The organism is Pseudomonas thermotolerans DSM 14292, assembly GCF_000364625.1.
GTDB lineage: Bacteria > Pseudomonadota > Gammaproteobacteria > Pseudomonadales > Pseudomonadaceae > Aquipseudomonas > Aquipseudomonas thermotolerans.
In genome coordinates, this window is the sequence record NZ_KB822618.1 from 30,706 (window position 1) to 52,369 (window position 21,664).

Annotated in this window: 18 protein-coding genes and 1 tRNA gene; 3 read left to right on the plus strand and 16 right to left on the minus strand. The window is 67.4% G+C overall.

Features of this window, described 5'->3' with window-relative positions; genetic code table 11:
• Positions 1 to 36: 36 nt before the first annotated feature.
• The 7 genes from H165_RS18645 to ccoN all read right to left on the minus strand — a co-directional run bounded on the left by H165_RS18645 (position 37) and on the right by ccoN (position 7,851).
• Entirely contained in the window at positions 37 to 2,478 is a 2,442-nt protein-coding gene (locus tag H165_RS18645) for a heavy metal translocating P-type ATPase (protein ID WP_017939627.1), read from the minus strand.
• Positions 2,475 to 3,017, minus strand: coding sequence for a FixH family protein (locus H165_RS0114310; protein ID WP_017939628.1), 543 nt, complete (start codon positions 3,015 to 3,017; stop codon positions 2,475 to 2,477). The genes H165_RS18645 and H165_RS0114310 overlap by 4 nt, the downstream gene beginning before the upstream one ends.
• 49 nt (positions 3,018 to 3,066) lie before the next feature.
• A complete protein-coding gene (ccoG, locus tag H165_RS0114315; protein WP_026146643.1) occupies positions 3,067 to 4,482 on the minus strand; it encodes a cytochrome c oxidase accessory protein CcoG in 1,416 nt (471 codons plus the stop codon).
• 156 nt (positions 4,483 to 4,638) lie between these two features.
• Positions 4,639 to 5,610 carry a cytochrome-c oxidase, cbb3-type subunit III gene (gene ccoP / locus H165_RS0114320; RefSeq protein ID WP_017939630.1) on the minus strand — a complete coding sequence of 324 codons (972 nt, stop codon included), beginning with the start codon at positions 5,608 to 5,610 and terminating at the stop codon, positions 4,639 to 4,641.
• Positions 5,607 to 5,798, minus strand: a complete 192-nt coding sequence (locus tag H165_RS0114325; RefSeq protein ID WP_026146644.1) for a CcoQ/FixQ family Cbb3-type cytochrome c oxidase assembly chaperone — start codon at positions 5,796 to 5,798, stop codon at positions 5,607 to 5,609. The genes ccoP and H165_RS0114325 overlap by 4 nt, the downstream gene beginning before the upstream one ends.
• 5 nt (positions 5,799 to 5,803) lie before the next feature.
• The gene (ccoO, locus tag H165_RS0114330) at positions 5,804 to 6,415 is read right to left on the minus strand and encodes a cytochrome-c oxidase, cbb3-type subunit II (protein WP_017939632.1); all 612 of its coding nucleotides are present in this window, start codon (positions 6,413 to 6,415) and stop codon (positions 5,804 to 5,806) included.
• A gap of 11 nt (positions 6,416 to 6,426) precedes the next feature.
• Positions 6,427 to 7,851, minus strand: a complete 1,425-nt coding sequence (gene ccoN, locus H165_RS0114335; RefSeq protein WP_026146645.1) for a cytochrome-c oxidase, cbb3-type subunit I — start codon at positions 7,849 to 7,851, stop codon at positions 6,427 to 6,429.
• A gap of 61 nt (positions 7,852 to 7,912) precedes the next feature.
• On the opposite strand from ccoN, the gene H165_RS0114340 reads away from it, so the two are divergent.
• Positions 7,913 to 8,596 carry an alpha/beta family hydrolase gene (locus H165_RS0114340; protein ID WP_017939634.1) on the plus strand — a complete coding sequence of 228 codons (684 nt, stop codon included), beginning with the start codon at positions 7,913 to 7,915 and terminating at the stop codon, positions 8,594 to 8,596.
• Positions 8,597 to 8,658: 62 nt separating this feature from the next.
• On the opposite strand, the gene H165_RS0114345 is transcribed toward H165_RS0114340, so the two are convergent.
• The gene (locus H165_RS0114345) at positions 8,659 to 10,224 is read right to left on the minus strand and encodes a methyl-accepting chemotaxis protein (RefSeq protein ID WP_017939635.1); all 1,566 of its coding nucleotides are present in this window, start codon (positions 10,222 to 10,224) and stop codon (positions 8,659 to 8,661) included.
• A gap of 156 nt (positions 10,225 to 10,380) precedes the next feature.
• A complete protein-coding gene (gene acnA / locus H165_RS0114350) occupies positions 10,381 to 13,068 on the minus strand; it encodes an aconitate hydratase AcnA (RefSeq protein ID WP_017939636.1) in 2,688 nt (895 codons plus the stop codon).
• Between the two features lie 146 nt (positions 13,069 to 13,214).
• Here acnA and rlmM point away from each other — a divergent pair, with 146 nt between their 5' ends.
• Positions 13,215 to 14,264, plus strand: coding sequence for a 23S rRNA (cytidine(2498)-2'-O)-methyltransferase RlmM (gene rlmM, locus H165_RS0114355; RefSeq protein WP_017939637.1), 1,050 nt, complete (start codon positions 13,215 to 13,217; stop codon positions 14,262 to 14,264).
• A 316-nt stretch (positions 14,265 to 14,580) separates the two neighbouring features.
• On the opposite strand, the gene H165_RS0114360 is transcribed toward rlmM, so the two are convergent.
• Together H165_RS0114360 and H165_RS0114365 are read right to left on the minus strand one after the other, a co-directional pair.
• Positions 14,581 to 14,656, minus strand: a tRNA-Asn gene (locus H165_RS0114360).
• A gap of 71 nt (positions 14,657 to 14,727) precedes the next feature.
• On the minus strand, positions 14,728 to 15,924 hold the full coding sequence (locus H165_RS0114365) for an amino acid aminotransferase (protein WP_026146646.1): 1,197 nt from the start codon (positions 15,922 to 15,924) through the stop codon (positions 14,728 to 14,730).
• Positions 15,925 to 16,217: 293 nt separating this feature from the next.
• Here H165_RS0114365 and uvrB point away from each other — a divergent pair, with 293 nt between their 5' ends.
• Complete coding sequence (uvrB, locus tag H165_RS0114370) at positions 16,218 to 18,233, plus strand: excinuclease ABC subunit UvrB (protein WP_017939639.1); 2,016 nt, start codon at positions 16,218 to 16,220, stop codon at positions 18,231 to 18,233.
• A 19-nt stretch (positions 18,234 to 18,252) separates the two neighbouring features.
• Here uvrB and H165_RS0114375 read toward each other — a convergent pair whose 3' ends face one another.
• From H165_RS0114375 to H165_RS0114395, 5 genes are all read right to left on the minus strand, one after another.
• Positions 18,253 to 19,557 (minus strand): sensor histidine kinase, encoded by a 1,305-nt coding sequence (locus H165_RS0114375; protein ID WP_017939640.1) that lies wholly within the window; start codon positions 19,555 to 19,557, stop codon positions 18,253 to 18,255.
• Positions 19,558 to 19,668: 111 nt separating this feature from the next.
• Positions 19,669 to 20,082 carry a Spy/CpxP family protein refolding chaperone gene (locus tag H165_RS0114380; RefSeq protein ID WP_017939641.1) on the minus strand — a complete coding sequence of 138 codons (414 nt, stop codon included), beginning with the start codon at positions 20,080 to 20,082 and terminating at the stop codon, positions 19,669 to 19,671.
• A 142-nt stretch (positions 20,083 to 20,224) separates the two neighbouring features.
• Complete coding sequence (locus H165_RS0114385) at positions 20,225 to 20,905, minus strand: response regulator transcription factor (RefSeq protein ID WP_017939642.1); 681 nt, start codon at positions 20,903 to 20,905, stop codon at positions 20,225 to 20,227.
• Positions 20,906 to 20,912: 7 nt separating this feature from the next.
• Complete coding sequence (locus H165_RS0114390; RefSeq protein ID WP_026146647.1) at positions 20,913 to 21,296, minus strand: hypothetical protein; 384 nt, start codon at positions 21,294 to 21,296, stop codon at positions 20,913 to 20,915.
• Positions 21,297 to 21,363: 67 nt separating this feature from the next.
• Positions 21,364 to 21,663 (minus strand): YciI family protein, encoded by a 300-nt coding sequence (locus H165_RS0114395; RefSeq protein WP_017939644.1) that lies wholly within the window; start codon positions 21,661 to 21,663, stop codon positions 21,364 to 21,366.
• Position 21,664 lies beyond the last annotated feature (1 nt).

Genomic DNA, 21,664 nt, shown 5'->3' on the forward strand with positions numbered 1-21,664 from the left:
CCGCAATAAGAAGCCGGGCGGAGCCTGGGGCCGGGGTCAAGGTTTCGTCAGCCTGAGCGCGTTGAGCACCACGGTCAGCGAGCTGACGGACATGCCGATGGCCGCCCAGGCCGGGGTGATCCAGCCGAGGGCGGCGAAGGGCAGCATCAACCCATTGTACAGCCCTGCCCATAGTAGGTTCTCGATGATGATCCGGCGCGTGCGGCGGGCCATGGCGAAGGCCGCGCTCAGGGCCTCCAGGCGGTTGGAGAGCAGCACCGCGTCAGCGCTGGTCTTCGCCAGGTCGGTGGCCGAGCCCATGGCCACGCTGATGTCGGCGGCGGCCAGCACTGGCACGTCGTTGACCCCGTCGCCGAGCATTAGAACCCGGTGCCCCTGTTCGCGCAGTTGCTGGAGGACCGCCAGCTTGTCGTTCGGGCGCAGGCCGCCACGGGCTTCGTCGATGCCCAGCTCGGTGGCGACCCTGGCGACCATCGGCGAGCTGTCGCCGGAGAGCAGCAGGGTGCGCCAGCCACGCGCCCGGCAGGCGTCCAGCAGCTGAGAGGCATCGCCGCGCAGGCGATCGTCGAGAACCAGCCAGGCCAGCAGGCCATGGCTGTCGCCGAGCAGCAGCCACTGGCCGGCCTCGTCGGGGATCGCCGGTGCCGGCTGGCCGCTCAGTTCGGCGACGAATGCCGGCTGGCCGATGCGCAGACGGCGACCGGCTACCAGCCCTTCGAGGCCGAGGCCGGGGCTGGCGACCACTTCCTCGGCGGCCTCCGGGGCCTGGCCGAAGGCCTTGGCGATAGGGTGCTCGGAGCGATTCTCCAGGGCGGCGGCGAGGGCCAGGCAGGCGTCGGCGTCGACGCTACCCAGCGGGCGTATCTCGCGCAGGGTCAGCTTGCCCTCGGTGAGGGTGCCGGTCTTGTCGAAGATCACCGTGTCGATCTGGTTGAGGCCTTCCAGCACGTGGCCGCGGGTGAGCAGCAGACCGAGCTTGTGCAGGGTGCCGGTGGCCGCGGTGAGCGCGGTGGGGGTGGCCAGGGACAGGGCGCAGGGACAGGTGGCCACCAGCATGGCCAGCACCACCCAGAAGGCCCTCCCGGCATCCAGCTGCCACCAGATCAGACCGATGGCGGCGGCAGCCAGCAGGGAGAGCAGCAGGAACCACTGCGCGGCGCGGTCGGCCAGCTCGGCCAGACGCGGCTTCTCCGCCTGGGCACGCTCCAGCAGGCGGACGATGGCTGACAGCCGGGTGTCCTGGCCGAGGGCCTGGACCTCCACCACCAGCGGACCCTCGACGTTGAGGGTGCCGGCGGTCACCGTATCGCCGACGCCTCGCAGCTGCGGCAGGTATTCGCCGGTGAGCAGGGATTCGTCGACGCTGGACTGACCCTCGAGGATCCGCCCGTCGGCCGGCAGCACGGCGCCGGGCGGCACCTGCACGCGGTCGCCGACGCGCAGTTCGCTGAGCAGGATGCGCTCGCCGTGGCCTTCGGCATCCAGGCGTAGACAGGAGGCCGGCAGCAGGTTGACCAGTTGCGCGGTGGCCGCCGCCGTGCGCTCGCGAGCGCGGCGTTCCAGGTAGCGGCCGGCGAGCAGGAACAGGGCGAACATGCCGACGGCGTCGAAGTACAGCTCGCCGCGCCCGCTGATCGCCGTCCAGATGCCGGCCAGATAGGCGCTGCCGATGGCCAGCGACACCGAGACGTCCATGGTCAGGTGGCGGGTGCGCAGGTCGCGCAGGGCGCCGCGGAAGAAGGGCGCGCAGCTGTAGAAGACGATCGGCGTGGTGAGGAACATCGCCACCCAGCGCATGATCTGGTGCAGTTCGGGGCTGAGGTCGATGTTGAATTCCGGCCAGGTGGCCATGGTTGCCATCATCGCCTGGAACCACAGCAGGCCGGCGACGCCCAACCGGCGCAGGGCCCGGCGGTTTTCCGCGGCGAGCTGCTCGGTGGCGCGGTCCGGCTGGTAGGGGTGGGCGACGTAGCCGATCTTGCGCAGCGAGGTGAGCAGTTGGCTGAGCGGCAGCTGGCTGTCCGCCCAGCGCACCTGCAGGCGATGGTTGGAGAGGTTGAGGTGCGCCTCGGCGACCCCCGGCAGGCGCCCGAGGTGATGCTCGATCAGCCAGCTGCAGGCGGCGCAGCTGACGCCCTCCACCAGCAGGGTGGCTTCGGCCAGTTCGCCCTGGTGATGGACGAAGGGCTGCTGCACCTCGGGGCGGTCGTAGAGAGCCAGCTCGTCGGTGAGCTGCTGGGGCAGGTTCTGCGGGTTGGCGGACGGCTCGCTGCGGTGCCGGTAGTAGCTTTCCAGACCGCCGGCGACGATGGCCTCGGCCACCGCCTGGCAGCCCGGGCAGCAGAACTCGCGGGTTTCGCCGAGCACGGCGGCGCGAAAGCGGCTGCCGGCGGGCACCGGCAAACCGCAGTGGTAGCAGGGCAGGGGCGCGCTGGTTGGCGCCTGGCGGGATACGGCGGTGCCGTCGGCCGTGCTCATCGGCTCAGGTCTTCGGCTCCCGGAATGGCTTCGTCGCCCAGCACCAGCTCGGCGCCCGGGGCGACGGTCTCTTCCTCGAAGATGCGCCAGGTTCTACCGTCCTGTTCGCCGAGCAGTTCGATGAAGCGGCGGCCCTCGACGGCTTCGGTGAGCTGGCCGATGTAGCGGTCCGGCTCGCTGGCGCTGCGCATCAGACGGATGTGGCGGTCCTTCTCCGGCTGGGTGGGGGAGAACAGGTTGATCTCCAGCTGCTCGGGGGTGCTGGCGCCGCTGAGACGCAGGCTCAGCTCGCCGGTCAACTCGTCGATACGGATCTGCGCGCGCAGGCCGAGGTCGCGGGCCAGCCGCTCACGGTCCAGGGAACGGTTGATGCCCTTGCCGGCCTCGTAATAGTTGTCGTTGACCAGTGTGTCCTGGTTGTCGATGGCGATGCGGATCAGGTTGATGCTAAGCAGCACCGAGGTGGCCAGCATGCCGATGATGGCCCAGGGCCAGAAGTTCTTGTACCAGCGGGTGGTGTGTTGGGGTTGCACGGGCATTCAGGTGTTCTCGTGAAGGAAGCGGGCGCGCCAGGCGCGCCCGAGGCTATCAGTTGAGGCGCGGACCGATGAAGCGGGTCTTGGCTTCGACCTTGATGTCCGGATCGTCGGTGCTCTGCAGGGTGAAGAACACCTCGTTGGTGGTCGAGGGCAGCTTCTCCGGGGCTACCGAGAGCTGCGCCGGCAAGGTGACGATCTCGCCTGCGGCGACCTGCACTTCCTGCTTGCCGCCGAGCTGGATGCCATCCAGACCGTAGGCGCCGATCACGTAGGTGTGGTCGCGCTGGTCCTTGTTCATGATCTTCAGGCTGTAGACGTTCTCGATCCAGCCCTGGCTGTTCTCGCGGAACAGCACGCGGTCCTTGCTGACGTCGAAGCCGGCCAGCGGACGGGTGATCACAGCAGTGGTCAGGGTGGCGATGATCAGCAGCAGGGCGGTGGCGTAGCCGATCAGCCGCGGACGCAGCAGATGGGTCTTTTGTCCGGACAGGTTGTGTTCGGTGGTGTAGCTGATCAGGCCGCGGGGGTAGCCCATCTTGTCCATGATGCCGTCGCAGGCGTCGATACAGGCGGCGCAGCCGATGCACTCGATCTGCAGGCCGTCGCGGATGTCGATGCCGGTGGGGCAGACCTGTACGCACATGGTGCAGTCGATGCAGTCGCCGAGCCCCTGGGCTCGGTAGTCGACGCCCTTCTTGCGCGGGCCGCGCTTCTCGCCGCGGCGTGGGTCGTAGGAGACGATCAGGGTGTCCTTGTCGAACATCACGCTCTGGAAGCGGGCGTAGGGACACATGTAGATGCACACCTGCTCGCGTAGCCAGCCGGCGTTGCCATAGGTGGCCAGGGTGAAGAAGGCCACCCAGAAGTAGGCCCAGCCACTGGCCTCGCCGGTGAACAGGTCGATCACCAGCTCGCGGATCGGCGAGAAGTAGCCGACGAAAGTCAGGCCAGTGACGAAGCCGATCAGGATCCACAGGGCGTGCTTGGCGAACTTGCGCAGGAACTTGTTGACGCTCATCGGCGCCTTGTCGAGCTTCATGCGCTGGTTGCGATCACCCTCGGTGATCTTCTCGCACCACATGAAGATCCAGGTCCAGACGCTCTGCGGGCAGGTGTAGCCGCACCACACCCTGCCGGCGAATACCGTGATGAAGAACAGCCCGTAGGCGCAGGTGATCAGGATGCCGGAGAGAAGGATGAAGTCCTGCGGCCAGAAGGTGGCGCCGAAGATGAAGAACTTGCGCTCCGGCAAATCCCACCAGACGGCCTGGCGGCCGTTCCAGGTGAGCCACACGGTACCGAAATACAGCAGGAACAGGATGGCCCCGCCGAAGCGCCGCAGGTTGCGGTAGAAGCCGGTGAAGGAGCGGGTGTAGATCTTTTCCCTTGAAGCATAGAGATCGACGTTTCCTGTCGCGGGCTTGGCCTGCGGGGTCACGTCCTGAACCGGAATTTGTTTGCTCATCATGCGTACCACGGCAATGGGGAATGCCTCGGTCAGTGCAATGCCGACAGAGATCGGGGCTCGATTATACGCCGGAGGGACTGGCGGGATGTGCGACGCTACGTCGCGCGGAGGGATTCCGCCCGGCTCCGTGCGGAGCCGGGGGAGGGGGGAGGCTTACTCGGCGGCGGATTCGCCGTGGGACAGGCTGTACACGTAGGCCGCCAGGAGGTGGACCTTGTCGTTGCCCTGAAGTTCGGCCTGAGCAGGCATCACGCCGGTGCGGCCGTAGCGGATGGTCTGCTGCAGCTGGGTGAAGCTGGTGCCGTAGATGAAGGCATCCGGACGGGTCAGGTCAGGCGCGCCGAGCGCCGGGGTGCCCTTACCTTCGGCGCCGTGGCAGGCCGAGCAGACGGTGGCGAAGATCTGCTTGCCGGCCTCGACGTCCGCTTCCACGCCTTCCGGCAGCTTGCGGCCGTGCAGCTGGGTGAGGACGAAGGCGGCGACATTGTGCACGCCCTGGTCGCCGATCACCGGGCCCTGGGCAGGCATCATGCCGTGACGACCGTCCATGATGGTGGTCTTGATGGTTTCCGGCTCGCCGCCCCAGCGCCACACGTCGTCGGTCAGGTTCGGGAAGCCGTAGGCGCCGCGGGCGTCGGAACCGTGGCAGATGGCGCAGTTGGAGGCGAACAGGCGGCTGCCCATCTTCAGAGCCTGCGGGTCCTTGGCCACTTCCTCAATGGGCATGGCGGCGAACTTGGCGAAGATGGGGCCGAACTTGGCGTCGGCCTTGGCCATTTCCTTTTCCCACTCGTGGACGCCGGTCCAGCCCGGCTGGCCGTCGGCGAATTCCTGCTTGGTCTCGTTGTTCAGGTAGCTGTAGCCCGGCAGCATGCCTTTCCAGTTACCCAGGCCCGGGTACAGGAACAGGTAGCCTAGGGCGAACACGATGGTGGCGCAGAACAGCAGGAACCACCATTTCGGCAGGGGGTTGTCGTACTCTTCGATACCGTCGAAGGAGTGACCGACGGTTTCGTCGGTGGTGTCAGCGCGCTGGCCGCGACGGGTTGCGAACAGCAGCCACGTCAGGGCGAAGATGGTGCCCAGGGACAGTACGGTGACGTACAGACTCCAGAAGGGGGTCATTCTTTGTTACTCCTAGAAGCTTGCTCTTGCTGGACGTGCTTGATGGATTCGGGGTCGTCGGCGAACGGCAGCAAGGTGGCCTCGTCGAAGTCCTTCTTGCGTCTGGAGCTGAACGCCCAGAGCATCAGTCCGACGAAGGCTATGAAAACGACGAGGGTGCCAAGTCCGCGAATGGTCCCGATATCCATCACAGTCACCGTTTGCTCTTGATGATGGTGCCAAGGCTCTGCAGGTAGGCGACCAGGGCATCCATCTCGGTCTTGCCCTTGACGGCCTCGCGAGCGCCGGCAATGTCTTCATCGGTGTAGGGCACGCCCAGGGCGCGCATCGCTTCCATCTTCTTGGCGGTGTCCTTGCCGTCCAGCTTCCGTTCCACCAGCCAGGGGTAGGCCGGCATCACGGATTCAGGCACCACGTTGCGCGGGTTGTACAGGTGGGCGCGGTGCCACTCGTCCGAGTAGCGGCCGCCGACGCGGGCCAGGTCCGGACCGGTGCGCTTGGAGCCCCACAGGAAGGGGTGGTCCCAGACGCTTTCGCCGGCCACGGAGTAGTGGCCGTAGCGCTCGGTCTCGGCGCGGAACGGACGGATCATCTGGGAATGGCAGCCGACGCAGCCTTCCTTGATGTAGACGTCGCGGCCCTCCAGCTCCAGGGCGGTGCGCGGCTTCATGCCTTCCACCGGCTTGTTGGTGACGTCCTGGAAGAACAGCGGGACGATCTGGGTCAGGCCGCCGATGCTGACGGCCAGCACCATGCAGAGGATCAGCAGTCCCAGGTTCTTTTCGACTACTTCATGCTTGTTCATCGCGATTCTCCTCAGGCCAGCTGGGCGGCAGCGGCGGTTTCGGCCGGCTTGCCGGCGCGCACGGTGCGCCAGGTGTTGTAGGCCATCAGGAACATGCCGAGGAAGAAGATCGCCCCGCCGAGCATGCGTACCACGTAACCGGCGTGGCTGGCGGCGACGGTCTCGGCGAAGGAGTAGGTCAGGGTGCCGTCGTCGTTGATGGCGCGCCACATCAGGCCCTGGGCGATGCCGTTGACCCACATGGAGGCGATGTACAGCACGGTGCCGATGGTGGCCAGCCAGAAGTGGGCGTTGATCAGGCCCAGGCTGTACATCTGTTCACGGCCGTAGACGCGCGGGATCAGGTGGTACAGCGAGCCGATGGAGACCATGGCCACCCAGCCGAGGGCACCGGCGTGCACGTGGCCGATGGTCCAGTCGGTGTAGTGGGACAGGGCGTTGACGGTCTTGATGGACATCATCGGGCCTTCGAAGGTGGACATGCCGTAGAAGGCCAGGGAGACCACCAGGAAGCGCAGGATGGGGTCGCTGCGCAGTTTGTGCCAGGCGCCGGAGAGGGTCATCATGCCGTTGATCATGCCGCCCCAGGACGGCGCCAGCAGCACCACCGACATCACCATGCCGAGGGACTGGGCCCAGTCGGGCAGGGCGGTGTAGTGCAGGTGGTGCGGACCGGCCCAGATGTACACGGCGATCAGCGCCCAGAAGTGGACGATGGACAGGCGGTAGGAGTAGACCGGGCGTTCGGCCTGCTTGGGCACGAAGTAGTACATCATGCCCAGGAAGCCGGCGGTCAGGAAGAAGCCCACGGCGTTGTGCCCGTACCACCACTGGACCATGGCGTCGGTGGCACCGGAGTAGAGGGAGTAGGACTTCCAGAAGGTGACCGGCATTTCCAGGCTGTTGACGATGTGCAGGATCGCCACGGTGACGATGAAGGCGCCGAAGAACCAGTTACCCACGTAGATGTGCTTGGTCTTGCGGGTGGCCAGGGTGCCGAAGAAGACGATGGCGTAGGCGACCCAGACTACAGTGATCAGCAGGTCGATCGGCCATTCCAGTTCGGCGTATTCCTTGGAGGTGGTGATGCCCAGCGGCAGGGTCACCGCCGCCAGCAGGATCACCAGCTGCCAGCCCCAGAAGGTGAAGGCGGCAAGTCCAGGTGCAAAGAGGGGGGTCTGGCAGGTACGCTGCACGGTGTAGTAGGAGGTCGCGAACAGAGCACAGCCGCCGAAGGCGAAGATCACCGCGTTGGTGTGCAACGGTCGCAGTCGGCCGAAGCTGGTCCATGGGAGATCGAAGTTGAGTTCCGGCCAGACCAGCTGTGCGGCGATCAGGACTCCCATCCCCATCCCCACTATCCCCCAGACCACGGTCATGAGGGCAAACTGGCGGACCACCTTGTAGTGATAGGCGGTACTTGTTGCTGTGGTCATTTGCGTTGGCTTCCGTCCACGGTTCGATTGGTTATTTCTTGCACGAGGGTGCACGGCAAGCATGTCCAACCCCCCTTCCACCAACATTGATCTGGGTCAAGGGCAATACCGTCCTGCCGAGCTGCTGTGGCAACACGCCGCAGCCGGTGGCCGGTTCACCCTGATTCTCGCCCACGGCGCCGGCGCGCCCATGGACAGCGACTTCATGCAGGGCATGGCCGAGCGCCTGGCGGAGCGCGGCGTGAATGTGGTGCGCTTCGAGTTCGCCTACATGGCGGCACGCCGACTGGACGGGCGTCGGCGGCCGCCGAATCCCCAGGCCCAACTGCTGGAGCGCTGGCGCGAGGTGCATGCCCAGGTGCGTGCACGGGTGGACGGGCCGCTGGCCATCGGCGGCAAGTCCATGGGCGGGCGGATGGCTAGTCTGCTGGCCGACGAGCTGGGAGCGGATGCGCTGGTCTGTCTGGGCTACCCCTTCCACGCCGCCGGCAAGCCGGAGAAGCCGAGGGTAGGGCACCTGGCGGAACTGCGCACGCCGACTCTGATCGTCCAGGGCGAGCGCGATGCCCTGGGCAACCGGCCGACCGTGGAGGGTTACCGGTTGTCAGGCGCCATAGAGCTGTGCTGGCTGCCGGCTGCAGACCACGACCTCAAGCCGCTCAAGGCATCCGGCTTCAGCCATGCGCAGCATCTGGATCGCGCGGCGGATGCGGTGGTGGGGTTCCTGACGAGGATGGCCGGCTAACGGCCCGGCGGAGCGGAAGGCCTGCCGAGGTGGTGGCAGGCCTGCGCTTCGTGAAGGGGCGCTCAGCGGTTGAAGCGTTCCACCAGCGCCGACTGGCTGTGCGCCGTGGCGGTCAGGGCGCGGCTCAGTTCCGTGGTGTTCTGCGCCTCGGTGGCGGTCTGGTCGGCCAGTTGGGCGATGGTGGTGATGTTGCGGCTGATCTCGTCGGCCACCGAGCTCTGTTCCTCGGCGGCGGCGGCGATCTGGTTGGCCATGTCGGTGATGTTGGCCACCGCCTCGCTGATGCCGTGCAGCGCCTGGTCGGCCTTTTGCACGCGTTCGACGCCCTCGTCGGCCTGCTTGCGACCGATCTCCATGGTCAGTACCGCTTCTTCGGCGGTGCGCTGCAGCTTGGCGATCAGTTGGTGGATCTGCTCGGTGGACTCGGCGGTGCGCTGGGCCAGCGAGCGCACCTCGTCGGCCACCACTGCGAACCCGCGGCCCATGTCGCCGGCGCGCGCCGCCTCGATGGCGGCGTTGAGGGCCAGCAGGTTGGTCTGGTCGGCGATGCTCTTGATCACGTCCACCACGCCACCGATCTCGTTGCTGTCCTGGGCCAGGCGGGTGACGGTCTCGCCGGTCTCGCTGACGGCCTCGGAGAGGCGCAGGATCGCCTCGCGGGTCTCGGCGGCGATGGCACGGCCCTCGCCGGACAGGCGGTTGGCCTCCTGGGTGGCGATGGCGGCGCGCGCTACGTTGCTGGCCACCTCCAGTGTGGTGGCGGCCATCTCGTTGATGGCGGTGGCGACCATCTCGGTCTCGGCGCGCTGGCGCTCCAGGCCGTTGGAGCTGTTCTGTGCCAGCTGGTTGGCCTGGTCGGCCTGACGGGTCAACTGCTCGGCAGTGTCCTGCAGGCGGGTCAGGCAGGTCTTCAGGCGCGCGTCCTGGCTGAGCATGGCCATTTCCAGGCGGGCTTCGGCGCCGCGGCTGTCGGTGTACATCTGGGCGATCAGCGGGTCCGAGGTGACCTGATCGGCGATGCGCAGCAGGCGGCGCACGCCGCGCGACTGCCAGATCAGGCCGAGCATGCCCAGCGGCACGGAGAGCAGGGCGGCGATCAGGAAGCCCCAGGTGCTGCCGATGAAGTGGCCGATGAGGAAGCCGATCTGGCTAACCAGGATGAACGGCAGCCAGGCCTGGAGGATCGGTAGCCAGCGGTCCTGGTGGGGGATGGCCGGTCTGCCGGCATTGATCCGCCGGTACAGGGCCTCGGCGCGGCGCACCTGCTCGGCGGTGGGCTTGACGCGCACGGACTCGTAGCCCACCACCTGGCCGTTCTCCAGCATCGGGGTGACGTAGGCATTCACCCAGTAGTGGTCGCCGTTCTTGCTGCGGTTCTTGACGATGCCCATCCACGGGCGGCCCTTCTGCAGAGTGCGCCACATGTGGGCGAACACGGCCGGCGGTACGTCCGGATGGCGCACGATGTTGTGTGGCGAGCCGACCAGTTCCTCCCGGCTGAAACCGCTGATGTCGACGAAGGCGTCGTTGCAGTAGAGGATCTGGCCCTTGAGGTTGGTGGTGGAGATCAGGCGCTGCTGGGCGGAAAACGTTCGCTCGCGCTGGGTGACCGGCTGGTTGTTACGCATGGCAAGGGTCCGTGTGGTGGTTCCCTGTTATCGGCAGCAGGCTATTGGAGTTGAGGGCTGCCAAGGGCCGGCGAGTGTATACGTTTTCTGAATCGCGTCACATTCTCCTGGCGTATGGATCTTCCCTGATCCAGCGTCCGGTCTCTGTGGGGCGGATCAGCGGCCGATCATCTGCCGCAGCACGTAGTGGAGGATGCCGCCGGCCTTGAAGTACTCCACCTCGTTGAGGGTGTCGATGCGGCAGAGCACCTCGAAGCTGCTGCGGGTGCCGTCCGGGCGGTGCACCTCCACGGTCAGGCGCATCTTCGGATGCAACTCGACGCCGTCTAGCCCGCGGATGTCCAGCGTTTCCTGGCCGGAAAGCCCCAGGGAGCGGCGGTCCTGGCCGGGCAGGAACTGCAGCGGTAGCACGCCCATGCCCACCAGGTTGGAGCGGTGGATGCGCTCGAAGCTCTCGGCGAGCACCGCCTTCACGCCCAGCAGGTTGGTGCCCTTGGCCGCCCAGTCGCGCGACGAGCCGGTGCCGTATTCCTTGCCGGCGACGATCACCAGCGGCGTGCCGGCCTCCTGGTAACGCATCGCCGCGTCGTAGATCGCCAGCTTCTCGCCGCTGGGGAGGTGCAGGGTGTAGCCGCCTTCCTCGCCCCCGAGCATCTCGTTCCGGATGCGGATGTTGGCGAAGGTGCCGCGCATCATCACCTCGTGGTTGCCGCGCCGCGAGCCGTAGGAGTTGAAGTCTTCCGGCGCCACGCCGTGCTCGCGCAGGTAACGACCGGCCGGGCTGTCGGCCTTGATGTTGCCGGCCGGGGATATGTGGTCGGTGGTTACCGAGTCGCCGAGCACGGCGAGGATGCGCGCCTGGTGGATGTCGCCGATGTGCGGCGGGTCGCCGGCGATGTTCTCGAAAAAGGGCGGCTGGCGGATGTAGGTGGAGTCCGCCTGCCACAGGTAGGTGTCGCTCTGCGGCACCTGGATGGCCTGCCACTGGGCGTCGCCGGCGAACACCTCGGCGTATTCCTTGCGGAACATGCCGCTGTCGACCCGGGCGATGGCCGCGGCGATCTCCGCCTGGCTAGGCCAGATGTCGTGCAGGTACACCGGCTGGCCGTCCTTGCCGGTGCCCAGCGGTTCGCGACTGAGGTCGAGGCGCACGCTGCCGGCCAGGGCAAAGGCCACCACCAAAGGCGGCGAGGCCAGCCAGTTGGTCTTCACCAGTGGATGCACGCGGCCCTCGAAGTTGCGGTTGCCGGAAAGCACCGAGGCGACCGTCAGGTCGGCCTGCTGGATGGCCTTCTCGATGGGCTCGAGCAGCGGCCCGGAGTTGCCGATGCAGGTGGTGCAGCCGTAGCCGACCAGGTGGAAGCCGAGCTGTTCTAGGTAGGGGGTGAGGCCGGCAGCCTGGAAGTAGTCGGTGACCACCTTGGAGCCGGGCGCCAGCGAGCTCTTCACCCAGGGCTTGCGGGTCAGACCCTTTTCCACCGCCTTTTTCGCCAGGAGGCCGGCGGCCATCATCACGCTGGGGTTGGAGGTGTTGGTGCAGCTGGTAATGGCGGCGATCACCACGGCGCCGTCCTCCAGCTCGTAGCGCTGCCCGTCGTGCTCGACCAGCGGCTTGCCGGCGCCGGCCTGGTCGGCAGCCTTGGGCTGCAGGGCCAGGGCATCGGCGAAGGCCTTGGGCACCTGGGGAAGCACCACGCGGTCCTGCGGGCGTTTCGGGCCGGCCAGGCTGGCCTCGACGCTGCCCAGGTCCAGCTCCAGGGTGTCGGTGAACAGCGGCTCGTGGCCCGGCTCGCGCCACATTCCCTGGACCTTGCTGTAGGCCTCCACCAGCTGCACGCTGTCTTCCGGACGGCCGGACAGGCGCAGGTAGGCGAGGGTGACCTCGTCGACCGGGAAGAAACCGCAGGTGGCGCCGTATTCCGGGGCCATGTTGGCGATGGTGGCGCGGTCGGCCAGGGGCAGGTCGGCCAGTCCGTCGCCGTAGAACTCCACGAATTTCCCCACCACGCCCTTCTGGCGCAGCATCTGGGTGACGGTCAGCACCAGGTCGGTGGCGGTGATGCCTTCGCGCAGCCTGCCGGTGAGCTTGAAGCCGATCACCTCGGGAATCAGCATGGATACCGGCTGGCCGAGCATGGCCGCTTCCGCCTCGATGCCGCCGACGCCCCAGCCGAGCACGCCGAGACCGTTGATCATCGTGGTGTGCGAGTCGGTGCCGACCAGGGTGTCGGGGAAGGCGTACAGCCGGCCGTCTTCTTCCCGGGTCCACACGGTGCGGGCCAGGTACTCCAGGTTGACCTGGTGGCAGATGCCGGTGCCCGGCGGCACCACGCGGAAGTTGGCGAAGGCGTGCTGGCCCCAGCGCAGGAAGCTGTAGCGCTCACCGTTGCGGCGCATCTCCAGGGCCACGTTGTCGGCGAAGGCCTGCGGCGAGGCATAGCGGTCGACCATCACCGAGTGGTCGATGACCAGATCCACCGGCGACAGCGGGTTGATCTTCTGCGGATCGCCACCGGCCGCGGCCATGGCCGCGCGCATCGCCGCCAGGTCGACCACTGCCGGCACGCCGGTGAAGTCCTGCATCAGCACCCGGGCCGGGCGGTACTGGATCTCGTGCGCGGAGCTGCGGGTCTTCTGCCAGTCCACCAGGGCGCGGATGTCCGCGGCTCTGACGGTGGCGTCGTCCTCGAAGCGCAGCAGGTTTTCCAGCAGCACCTTCAGGGATATCGGCAGGCGGCTGATGTCGCCCAGGCTGCGTGAGGCGCTGGGCAGGTCGAAATAGTGGTAGACCCGACCGCCGACCTGCAGGGTGCGGCGGCAGTTGAAGCTATCCAGGGACGGCATTGCAGACTCTCCTCACAGGCCCTCACGGCTCGGGCCGGTTCACGGACTGGAACCAACAAGCTAGACCGCTTTGCCGCCTTTTGCCAGTCCGCCCGGTCAGAACCCCGGCGATTCCGCTATCATGCGCGGCCTCAGGAGACTTTCCCATGAATTCTTTGCTACTGCACTGCCGTCCAGGCTTCGAGGGAGAGGTGTGCGCGGAGATCACTGAGCACGCCGTCGGCCTGGGCATCGCCGGCTACGCCAAGGCCAAGCCGGGCACCGCCTATGCGGAGTTCATCTGTGCTGAGGCCGACGGCGCCGCGCAACTGATGCGCCGGCTGCGTTTCGCCGGGCTGATCTTCCCCCGCCAGTGGGCGCGCGGGCGTTTCGTCGGCCTGCCGGAAAGCGACCGGGTCGGCGCACTGCTCGAGGCCCTGGCCGACTACCCGGTGTGCGGCAGCCTGTGGCTAGAGGTGTTCGACAGCAACGAAGGCAAGGAGCTGTCCACCTTCTGCCGGAAATTCGAGATGCCGCTGCGCAAGGCCCTGGTCAAGGCCGGGCGGCTGGTGGAGGACGCCGGCAAGCCGCGCCTGCTGCTGACCTTCCGCAGCGGCCGCGAGGCCTTCCTCGGCCTGGCCGAGGCGGACAACTCGGCGATGTGGCCCATGGGCATCCCGCGTCTGAAGTTTCCCCGCGAGGCACCGAGTCGCTCGACCCTCAAGCTGGAGGAGGCCTGGCACCACTTCATCCCCCGTGACGAATGGGAAAACCGCCTGGCTCCGGCGATGACTGCCGTGGACCTGGGCGCTGCCCCCGGCGGCTGGACCTGGCAGCTGGTCAACCGGCACATGCGGGTCACCGCCGTGGACAATGGCCCCATGGCGCCGAGTCTGATGGACTCCGGGCTGGTCGAGCACCTGCGCGCCGACGGCTTCGTGTTCCGTCCTCGCAAGCCGGTGGACTGGATGGTCTGCGACATCGTCGAGAAGCCGGCGCGCACCGCGGCGCTGATCGAGACCTGGCTGGGCGAGGGGCTGTGCCGCGAGGCGGTGGTCAACCTCAAGCTGCCGATGAAGCAGCGTTACGCCGAGGTGCGCCGCCTGCTGGAGCGCATCGCCGACGGTCTGCAGGGCCGTGGAGTCAGGGTCGTCATCGGCTGCAAACAGCTCTACCACGACCGCGAGGAAGTGACCTGCCATCTGCGGCGGTTGTGAGTGGCCGTTCCGCTCCATGCCGGCAGCGTCTCGCGCGGAGAGGGCAGGCGCCGGTGCGGCAGGGCGTGGAAGCGCAGGGTCGAATGGTCGGCGCGGGCAGCCTGCGGCCGGAAAACCGCAAGCCCCGCGCTTTCATTCGTGGCTTACGAGCTTGGCTCGGCGATCCGGGCTCGACGGCGCAAGCCGAACGCGCTTAGACGCAGCCCCGCAGGGGGGGAGGCCCGTTAGGGCCGAATAACCGGGGACGCAGTCCCTGGTGAGAGTTCCAGAGCCGCCAATGAAAAAGCCCCGAGCTTTCACTCAGGGCTTTGAAGTTTGGCTCCGCGACCTGGACTCGAACCAGGGACCCAGTGATTAACAGTCACTTGCTCTACCGACTGAGCTATCGCGGAACAACGGTGCGTATCCTACTGATTAAAAAGGGGAAGTCAAGCGTTGCCGACTTCCCTCAGCGGATTTTTTTTCACAGTACCTGTGCGATGGCGCGGGTGACCGCGTCCAGATTGCTGTCGTTCAGCGCGGCGACGCAGATGCGCCCGGTCCCCACTGCGTAGATGCCGAACTCGCTCTTCAGGCGCTCCACCTGCTCGGCGGTCAGGCCCGAGTAGGAGAACATGCCGCGCTGTTCGGTGACGAAGCCGAAGTCGCGCTTGGCGCCCAGTTCGGCCAGCTGCTTGACCATGGCCAGGCGCATGTTGCGGATGCGCTCGCGCATCTCGCCCAGTTCCTCTTCCCACAGGGCGCGAAGCTCGGGGCTGTTGAGCACCGCGGAGACCACGCTGGCGCCGTGAGTCGGCGGGTTGGAGTAGTTGGTGCGGATTACCCGCTTGACCTGCGACAGCACGCGGACGGCCTCGTCCTTCGAGGCGGTGACGATGGACAGGGCGCCGACGCGCTCGCCGTACAGCGAGAAGGATTTGGAGAAGGAGCTGGAGACGAAGAACTGCAGGCCGGAGGCGGCGAACAGGCGCACCGCTTCGGCGTCCTGATCGATGCCGTCGCCGAAGCCTTGATAGGCGATGTCCAGGAAGGGCACGTGCTCGCGCTCACGCAGCACCTCCAGCACGGCTTTCCAGTCCTCGGGCTTGAGGTCCACGCCGGTCGGGTTGTGGCAGCAGGCGTGCAGCACCACGATGGAGCGGGCCGGCAGGGCGCGCAGGTCTTCCAGCAGGCCGGCGCGATCCACGCCGTGGCTGGCCGGGTCGTAGTAGCGGTAGTTCTGCACCGGGAAGCCGGCCGCCTCGAATAGCGCGCGGTGGTTTTCCCAGCTCGGGTTGCTGATGGCCACCACGGCATTCGGCAGCAAGCGCTTGAGGAAGTCGGCGCCAATCTTCAACGCGCCGGTGCCGCCCAGGGCCTGGGTGGTGACCGCGCGCCCCTCGGCGAGCAGCGCGGAGTCGTTGCCGAACAGCAGTTTCTGCACCGCCTGGTCATAGGCGGCGATACCTTCGATCGGCAGGTAGCCGCGTGGGGCGTGGGCCGCCAGGCGGGCCTTCTCGGCCTCGGCGACGGCGCGCAGCAGCGGAATGCGGCCTTCTTCGTTGTAGTAGACGCCCACGCCCAGGTTCACCTTGGTGGGACGGGGATCGGCATTGAACGCTTCGTTGAGGCCCAGGATGGGGTCCCGGGGGGCCATTTCTACGGCGGAGAAGAGACTCATGATGGATGCGGCTGCTCGAAGGTGAGGGTGGAGGCCTTGCGTCCCCCTCTGGGGCGTTGGGGACGCCTGAACGGGGCGCTAGTATAGCGGTCCCCTGTGTACGGGGCGACAGTGAAAACGCCCGAATTAAAGGCTTTTCTCCCGAGAAACGGCTGGCGGGGCACAGCCCCTGCCCGGCGTCGTTTCCCATCCCGGTACACGGGACTTTGACGTAGTCTGTCGGGGGGCGTCACAGTCGCCGATCCGCATCGCGTTCGTTGCCCGGCGCGCGTGCCATTGCATAGAGGAAAGCCATGTCTCAGTTCCAGCTCGTGACCCGTTACCAGCCTGCGGGCGACCAACCGGAAGCCATCCGCCAGATGGTCGAGGGGCTGGAGGCCGGCCTCTCGCACCAGACGCTGCTAGGGGTGACCGGTTCCGGCAAGACCTTCAGCATCGCCAACGTGATCGCACAGGTACAGCGCCCGACCCTGGTGCTGGCCCACAACAAGACCCTGGCCGCGCAGCTGTACGGTGAGTTCAAAGCGTTCTTCCCGCACAACGCAGTGGAGTATTTCGTCTCCTATTACGACTACTACCAGCCGGAAGCCTACGTGCCGGCCTCGGACACCTTCATCGAGAAGGATGCCTCGATCAACGACCACATTGAGCAGATGCGCCTGTCCGCCACCAAGGCGTTGATCGAGCGGCGCGACGTCATCGTGGTGGCCACCGTCTCCTCCATCTACGGCCTGGGTAGTCCGGAGGAGTACCTGAAGATGGTCCTGCACATCGACCGCGGCGACAGAATGGACCAGCGTACCTTGCTGCGCCGCCTCACCGAGCTGCAGTACACCCGCAACGACCTGGACTTCGCCCGCGCCAGCTTCCGGGTGCGCGGCGACGTGATCGACATCTTCCCGGCCGAATCCGAGCTGGAAGCGGTGCGCGTCGAGCTGTTCGACGACGAGGTGGAGAGCCTGGCGGCCTTCGACCCGCTGACCGGCGAGGTGATCAAGAAGCTGCCGCGCTTCACCTTCTATCCGAAGACCCACTACGTCACCCCGCGCGAGACCCTGCTCGGCGCGGTGGAGCAGATCAAGGTGGAGCTGGCCGAGCGCCTGGAATGGCTGCGTGCACACAACAAACTGGTGGAGGCGCAGCGCCTGGAGCAGCGCACCCGCTTCGATCTGGAGATGATCCTCGAGCTGGGTTACTGCAACGGCATCGAGAACTACTCGCGCTACCTTTCCGGGCGCGCCCCGGGGGAGCCGCCGCCGACCCTCTACGACTACCTGCCGGACAACGCCCTGCTGGTGATCGACGAGTCCCACGTCACCGTCCCGCAGGTCGGCGCCATGTACAAGGGCGATCGCTCGCGCAAGGAAACCCTGGTGGAGTACGGCTTCCGACTGCCCTCGGCGCTGGACAACCGGCCGCTGCGCTTCGAGGAGTGGGAGGCGGTCTGCCCGCAGACCATCTTCGTTTCCGCCACTCCGGGGCCCTACGAGGCCGAGCATTCCGGGCGGGTGGTCGAGCAGGTGGTGCGTCCCACCGGCCTGGTGGACCCGGAGATCGAGGTGCGTCCGGCCACCACCCAGGTGGACGATCTGCTCTCGGAAATCCGCAAGCGGGTGGCCGCCGACCAGCGCGTGCTGGTCACCACCCTAACCAAGCGCATGGCCGAGGACCTCACCGACTACCTGGCCGACCACGACGTACGGGTGCGCTATCTGCACTCGGACATCGATACCGTGGAACGCGTGGAGATCATCCGCGACCTGCGCATCGGCGCCTTCGACGTGCTGGTCGGCATCAACCTGCTGCGTGAGGGGCTGGACATGCCCGAGGTGGCCCTAGTGGCGATCCTCGATGCCGACAAGGAAGGCTTCCTGCGCTCCGAGCGCTCGCTGATCCAGACCATCGGCCGCGCCGCGCGCAACCTGCACGGCAAGGCGATCCTCTATGCCGACACCATCACCGGCTCGATGCAGCGCGCCATCGACGAGACCGAGCGGCGTCGCGCCAAGCAGATAGCCTTCAACGAGGCCCACGGCATAGTGCCCAAGGGGGTCAAGAAGGAGGTCCAGGACATCCTCGAAGGCGCCACCGTGCCCGGCTCGCGCGGCGGCAAGCGCAAGGGCGTGGCCAAGGTGGCGGAGGAGAGCGGCCGCTACGAGAGCGAGCTGCGTTCGCCGAGCGAGATCACCAAGCGCATCCGCCAGCTCGAGGAGAAGATGATGCAGCTGGCCCGCGACCTGGAGTTCGAGGCCGCCGCCGAGGTGCGCGACCAGATCCAGGCCCTGCGCGAGCGCCTGCTGCAGGTGTAGGGGGCGGCGGTCCGGGCTCTCAGACCGGCAACTCCACCTCGGCGATGAAGCCGCCCTCGGGGTGGTTGTCCAGCCGCAGCTTGCCGCCATGCCGCTCGATGGCGCGGCGGGCGATGGCCAGGCCGAGGCCGTGGCCGGGGGCGCTCTGCTGGGGCGCGCGGAAGAACGGCTCGCCGAGCTGGCCCAGGTGCTCCGCCGGCACGCCCGGGCCGTGGTCGCGGATGCGGATGCGGATGCGCCCGGCGTCGCGGCGGATGTCGATCTCCACCGGCCGATCCTCCGGATTGAAGCGCAGGGCGTTGCGCAGCAGGTTGTCCAGGGCGCGGTTGATCATGTCCGGCCAGCCCTGCAGTTCCAGGCCTTCGCCGCCGCTGATGCGGATCTCCTGGCGCGGGGCGACCAGCCGGGCGTCCTCGCGCAACTGTTCGAGCTGGGCGCGCGGGACCACCGGCTGGCGGGCGCCGGGCTCGGCATCCAGGCGGGCGAGGGCGAGGATCTCGGCGATCAGCGCCTCCAGGCGGTCGCATTCCTGGCCGAGGCGTGGCCAGAGATTCTCGCGCTCCTCCGGCGAGGCGCGCTCGGCCAGGGCCAGGGCGATGCGCAGGCGGGCCAGTGGCGAGCGCAGTTCGTGGGAGACGTCGCGCAGCAGCTGGCGCTGGCTGGCGATCAGCCCCTGCAGGCGCTGGCCCATGCGGTTGAAGTCGCTGGCCAGTACGCCCAGCTCGTCGCGCCGGCGGCCCAGGCGCTCCAGGCTGTTTTGCTGGTAGGCGGTGCGCCCCAGGTCATGCACGGCGCGGCGCAGGCGATCCAGCGGGCGGGTGATGGACAGGGTCAGCAGCAGGCTGAACACGGTGAGCACCACCAGGGCGATGCCCAGGGCGGCGAGTGGCCAGGCCAGGCTGCTGCGGTGCCAGGCATCCAGCTCCGGGTGGGGGATGCGGTAGATGAACAGATAGGATTCGCCGTCGGGGCCTCTGTATTCCTGGGTCAGCCGACGCCAGGGCAGGGGGGCGCGGTGGCGCGCCTCGAACGCTGCGGCGCGCGGCGGCAGGGTACCGCGCACCAGGGGTTCGCCGCTGCTGTCGAGCACCTGGGTGTCGACCCGGTAGCGCCGCTTGCGTTGCTCCAGCAGCTTCTGGGCCGCCTCGGGGCCGTGTTCCCGGTAGACCTGTACCCAAGTCTCCGGCAGCTCCTTGAGCGCCGGATGGCGGGCGATGATCCAGGCGTCCTGATTCAGCGCGTGGCCGAACAGCAGCGACAGCCCGGCGACCAGGGCGATGGCCAGCCAGAAGCTGGCGAAGATGCGCCAGAACAGGGAACGCACGGCGACTCCTCGGAAGATGACGAAACCCGCCTGGCCGTTGTGGCCAGGCGGGTGGGATCAGGGGCCGATGCTCTCCATGGCGGGGGAGTACCGGCGGTTTTCGGCTCGGGATTACTGGGCCTTCTTGGCCTTCTCGGCTTTCCAGGCCTCGAACTCGGCGCGCTCGGCACGTTTCTCCTCGAGCTTCTTCAGGTGCTCGTCGAAGGCTTTCTGCTGGTCTGCGTTCAGCAGGGCGCGGATACCCTTCTGGGTTTTCTCGCGGTTTTCCTGCAGGTCCTTCTCCATGGCCTTCTTCTCGCTCTCCGGCAGCTTGTCCAGGTAGCGCTTGGTGATCTTGCGCTGATTCTTCATTTCATCGCCCATCAGCTTGGCGATTTCACGCTGCTGCTCCTTGGTCAGGTTCAGCTCGTGGAAGTGGCGCGGGCCGTGGTCGCCACCGCGGGGGCCATGGTGGCCGAACGGATTGGCCAGGGCGGCAGCCGGCAGGCTGATGGCGAGGAGGGTAGCGATAAGGGTCTTGCGCATGGGGTATCTCCTTTCAAGGATCCGGCCGCTTGCCGGATGAGCTCAGTCTAGGGAGGTCAAGGTCAAGCGCAGTCAGGTGTGGGTAAAGACTGGGTAAAGGTGAATGGGGGTTGGAGAGCGCCGGGGCGGGGCTGGCCCGCCGTCAGGGCGCGTAGTAGTAGCCGCGGCTGCGCAGCGCGAGGATGCGCGGGCGGCCGTCCGGATGCGGACCGATCTTCTTGCGCAGGTTGCTGACGTGCATGTCCAGGCTGCGGTCGTAGAGGGTCAGCTTGCGGCCCAGGGCCAGCTGGGCGAGTTCCTGCTTGTCCAACGGCTCGCCGGGCTGGCGCAGCAGGGCCTCGAGGATGCGCCCCTCGGAGAGGGTGAGGAAAACCTCGTGGTTGCCGATGTTGACCACTCCGCGGGCCGGGCTGAAGCACAGGTCGCCGACCTCCAGTTGCCCGGAGACGCTCGGCGGTTGGCTGCTGCGGCGCAGCACGGCGCGCAGGCGGGCGGTCAGCTCGCGGGGATCGCAGGGCTTGGCCAGGTAGTCGTCGGCGCCGAGCTCCAGGCCGATGATGCGGTCCAGCGGCTCGCCGCGCGCCGAGAGCATCAGCACCGGCAGTTCGGGGTGCTCGCTGCGCAGCCGTTTGAGCAGCTCCAGTCCGCTGCCGTCCGGCAGCATCACGTCTAGAACCACCGCCGCCGGCGGGGTGGCGGCCAGCGCGGCGCGGGCGGAAACACCGTCGTGGCAGGCGCGGACGTGGAAGCCTTCCTGGGTCAGCCAGGCGACCAGCAGTTCGCAGAGTTCCTGGTCGTCGTCGATCAGCAGCAGGTCGCTCATAGAGGATTCAGTTCAACCATTCCCGGCGGGTCCTGCGCCGGCCACGCAGTAGGGCTCCGAGCAGCACGCCGAGCAGGGCCACGCCGCCGCCGGCGGCGAACCATTGCTGCCGCTCGTCGAGCCAGCGGGGCTGCCGTTCGGCCAGCGCTTCATTGAGTTGCAGCTTGAGGCGCCGGTTTTCCTGGAGCAGGCGCGTCAGCTGGGCGTCGCCGTCCTTCCGAAGACTCTGCAGGCGACTATCCAGCTCGCCACGCAGACGTTCGCTCTCGGCCAGGCGCTGTTCCAGCGCGACGAGTCGTGGATCGGGGCTGGCCGGTACCGCGGCTTCCTCGGCCATCAGGCCCGGAGCGGCCAGCAGGCCGGCGAACAGCAGGGACAACGTACGGCGCATTGGAACTCCCCTTTCCAGCAGGTTGTCGGCAATCTCGCGGCTGGCGCTCCGGCCATCCGGCTGTCCGTCAGGGCAGGACCTTGCGGAACGGCTTGACGATCACCTGACCGTACACGCCGGCTTCGCAGTAGGGGTCGGCATCGGCCCAGCGCTGGGCGGCTTCCAGGGACTCGAACTCGGCCACCACCAGGCTGCCGGTGAAGCCGGCGGCGCCCGGGTCGTTGCTGTCCACGGCCGGGTGCGGGCCGGCGAGGACCAGACGGCCTTCGGCCTTCAGCTGCTCGAGGCGGGCGAGGTGGGCCGGACGGGCGGCCAGGCGTTTTTCCAGGGAGTTGGCGACGTCGGTGGCGATGATGGCGTACAGCATG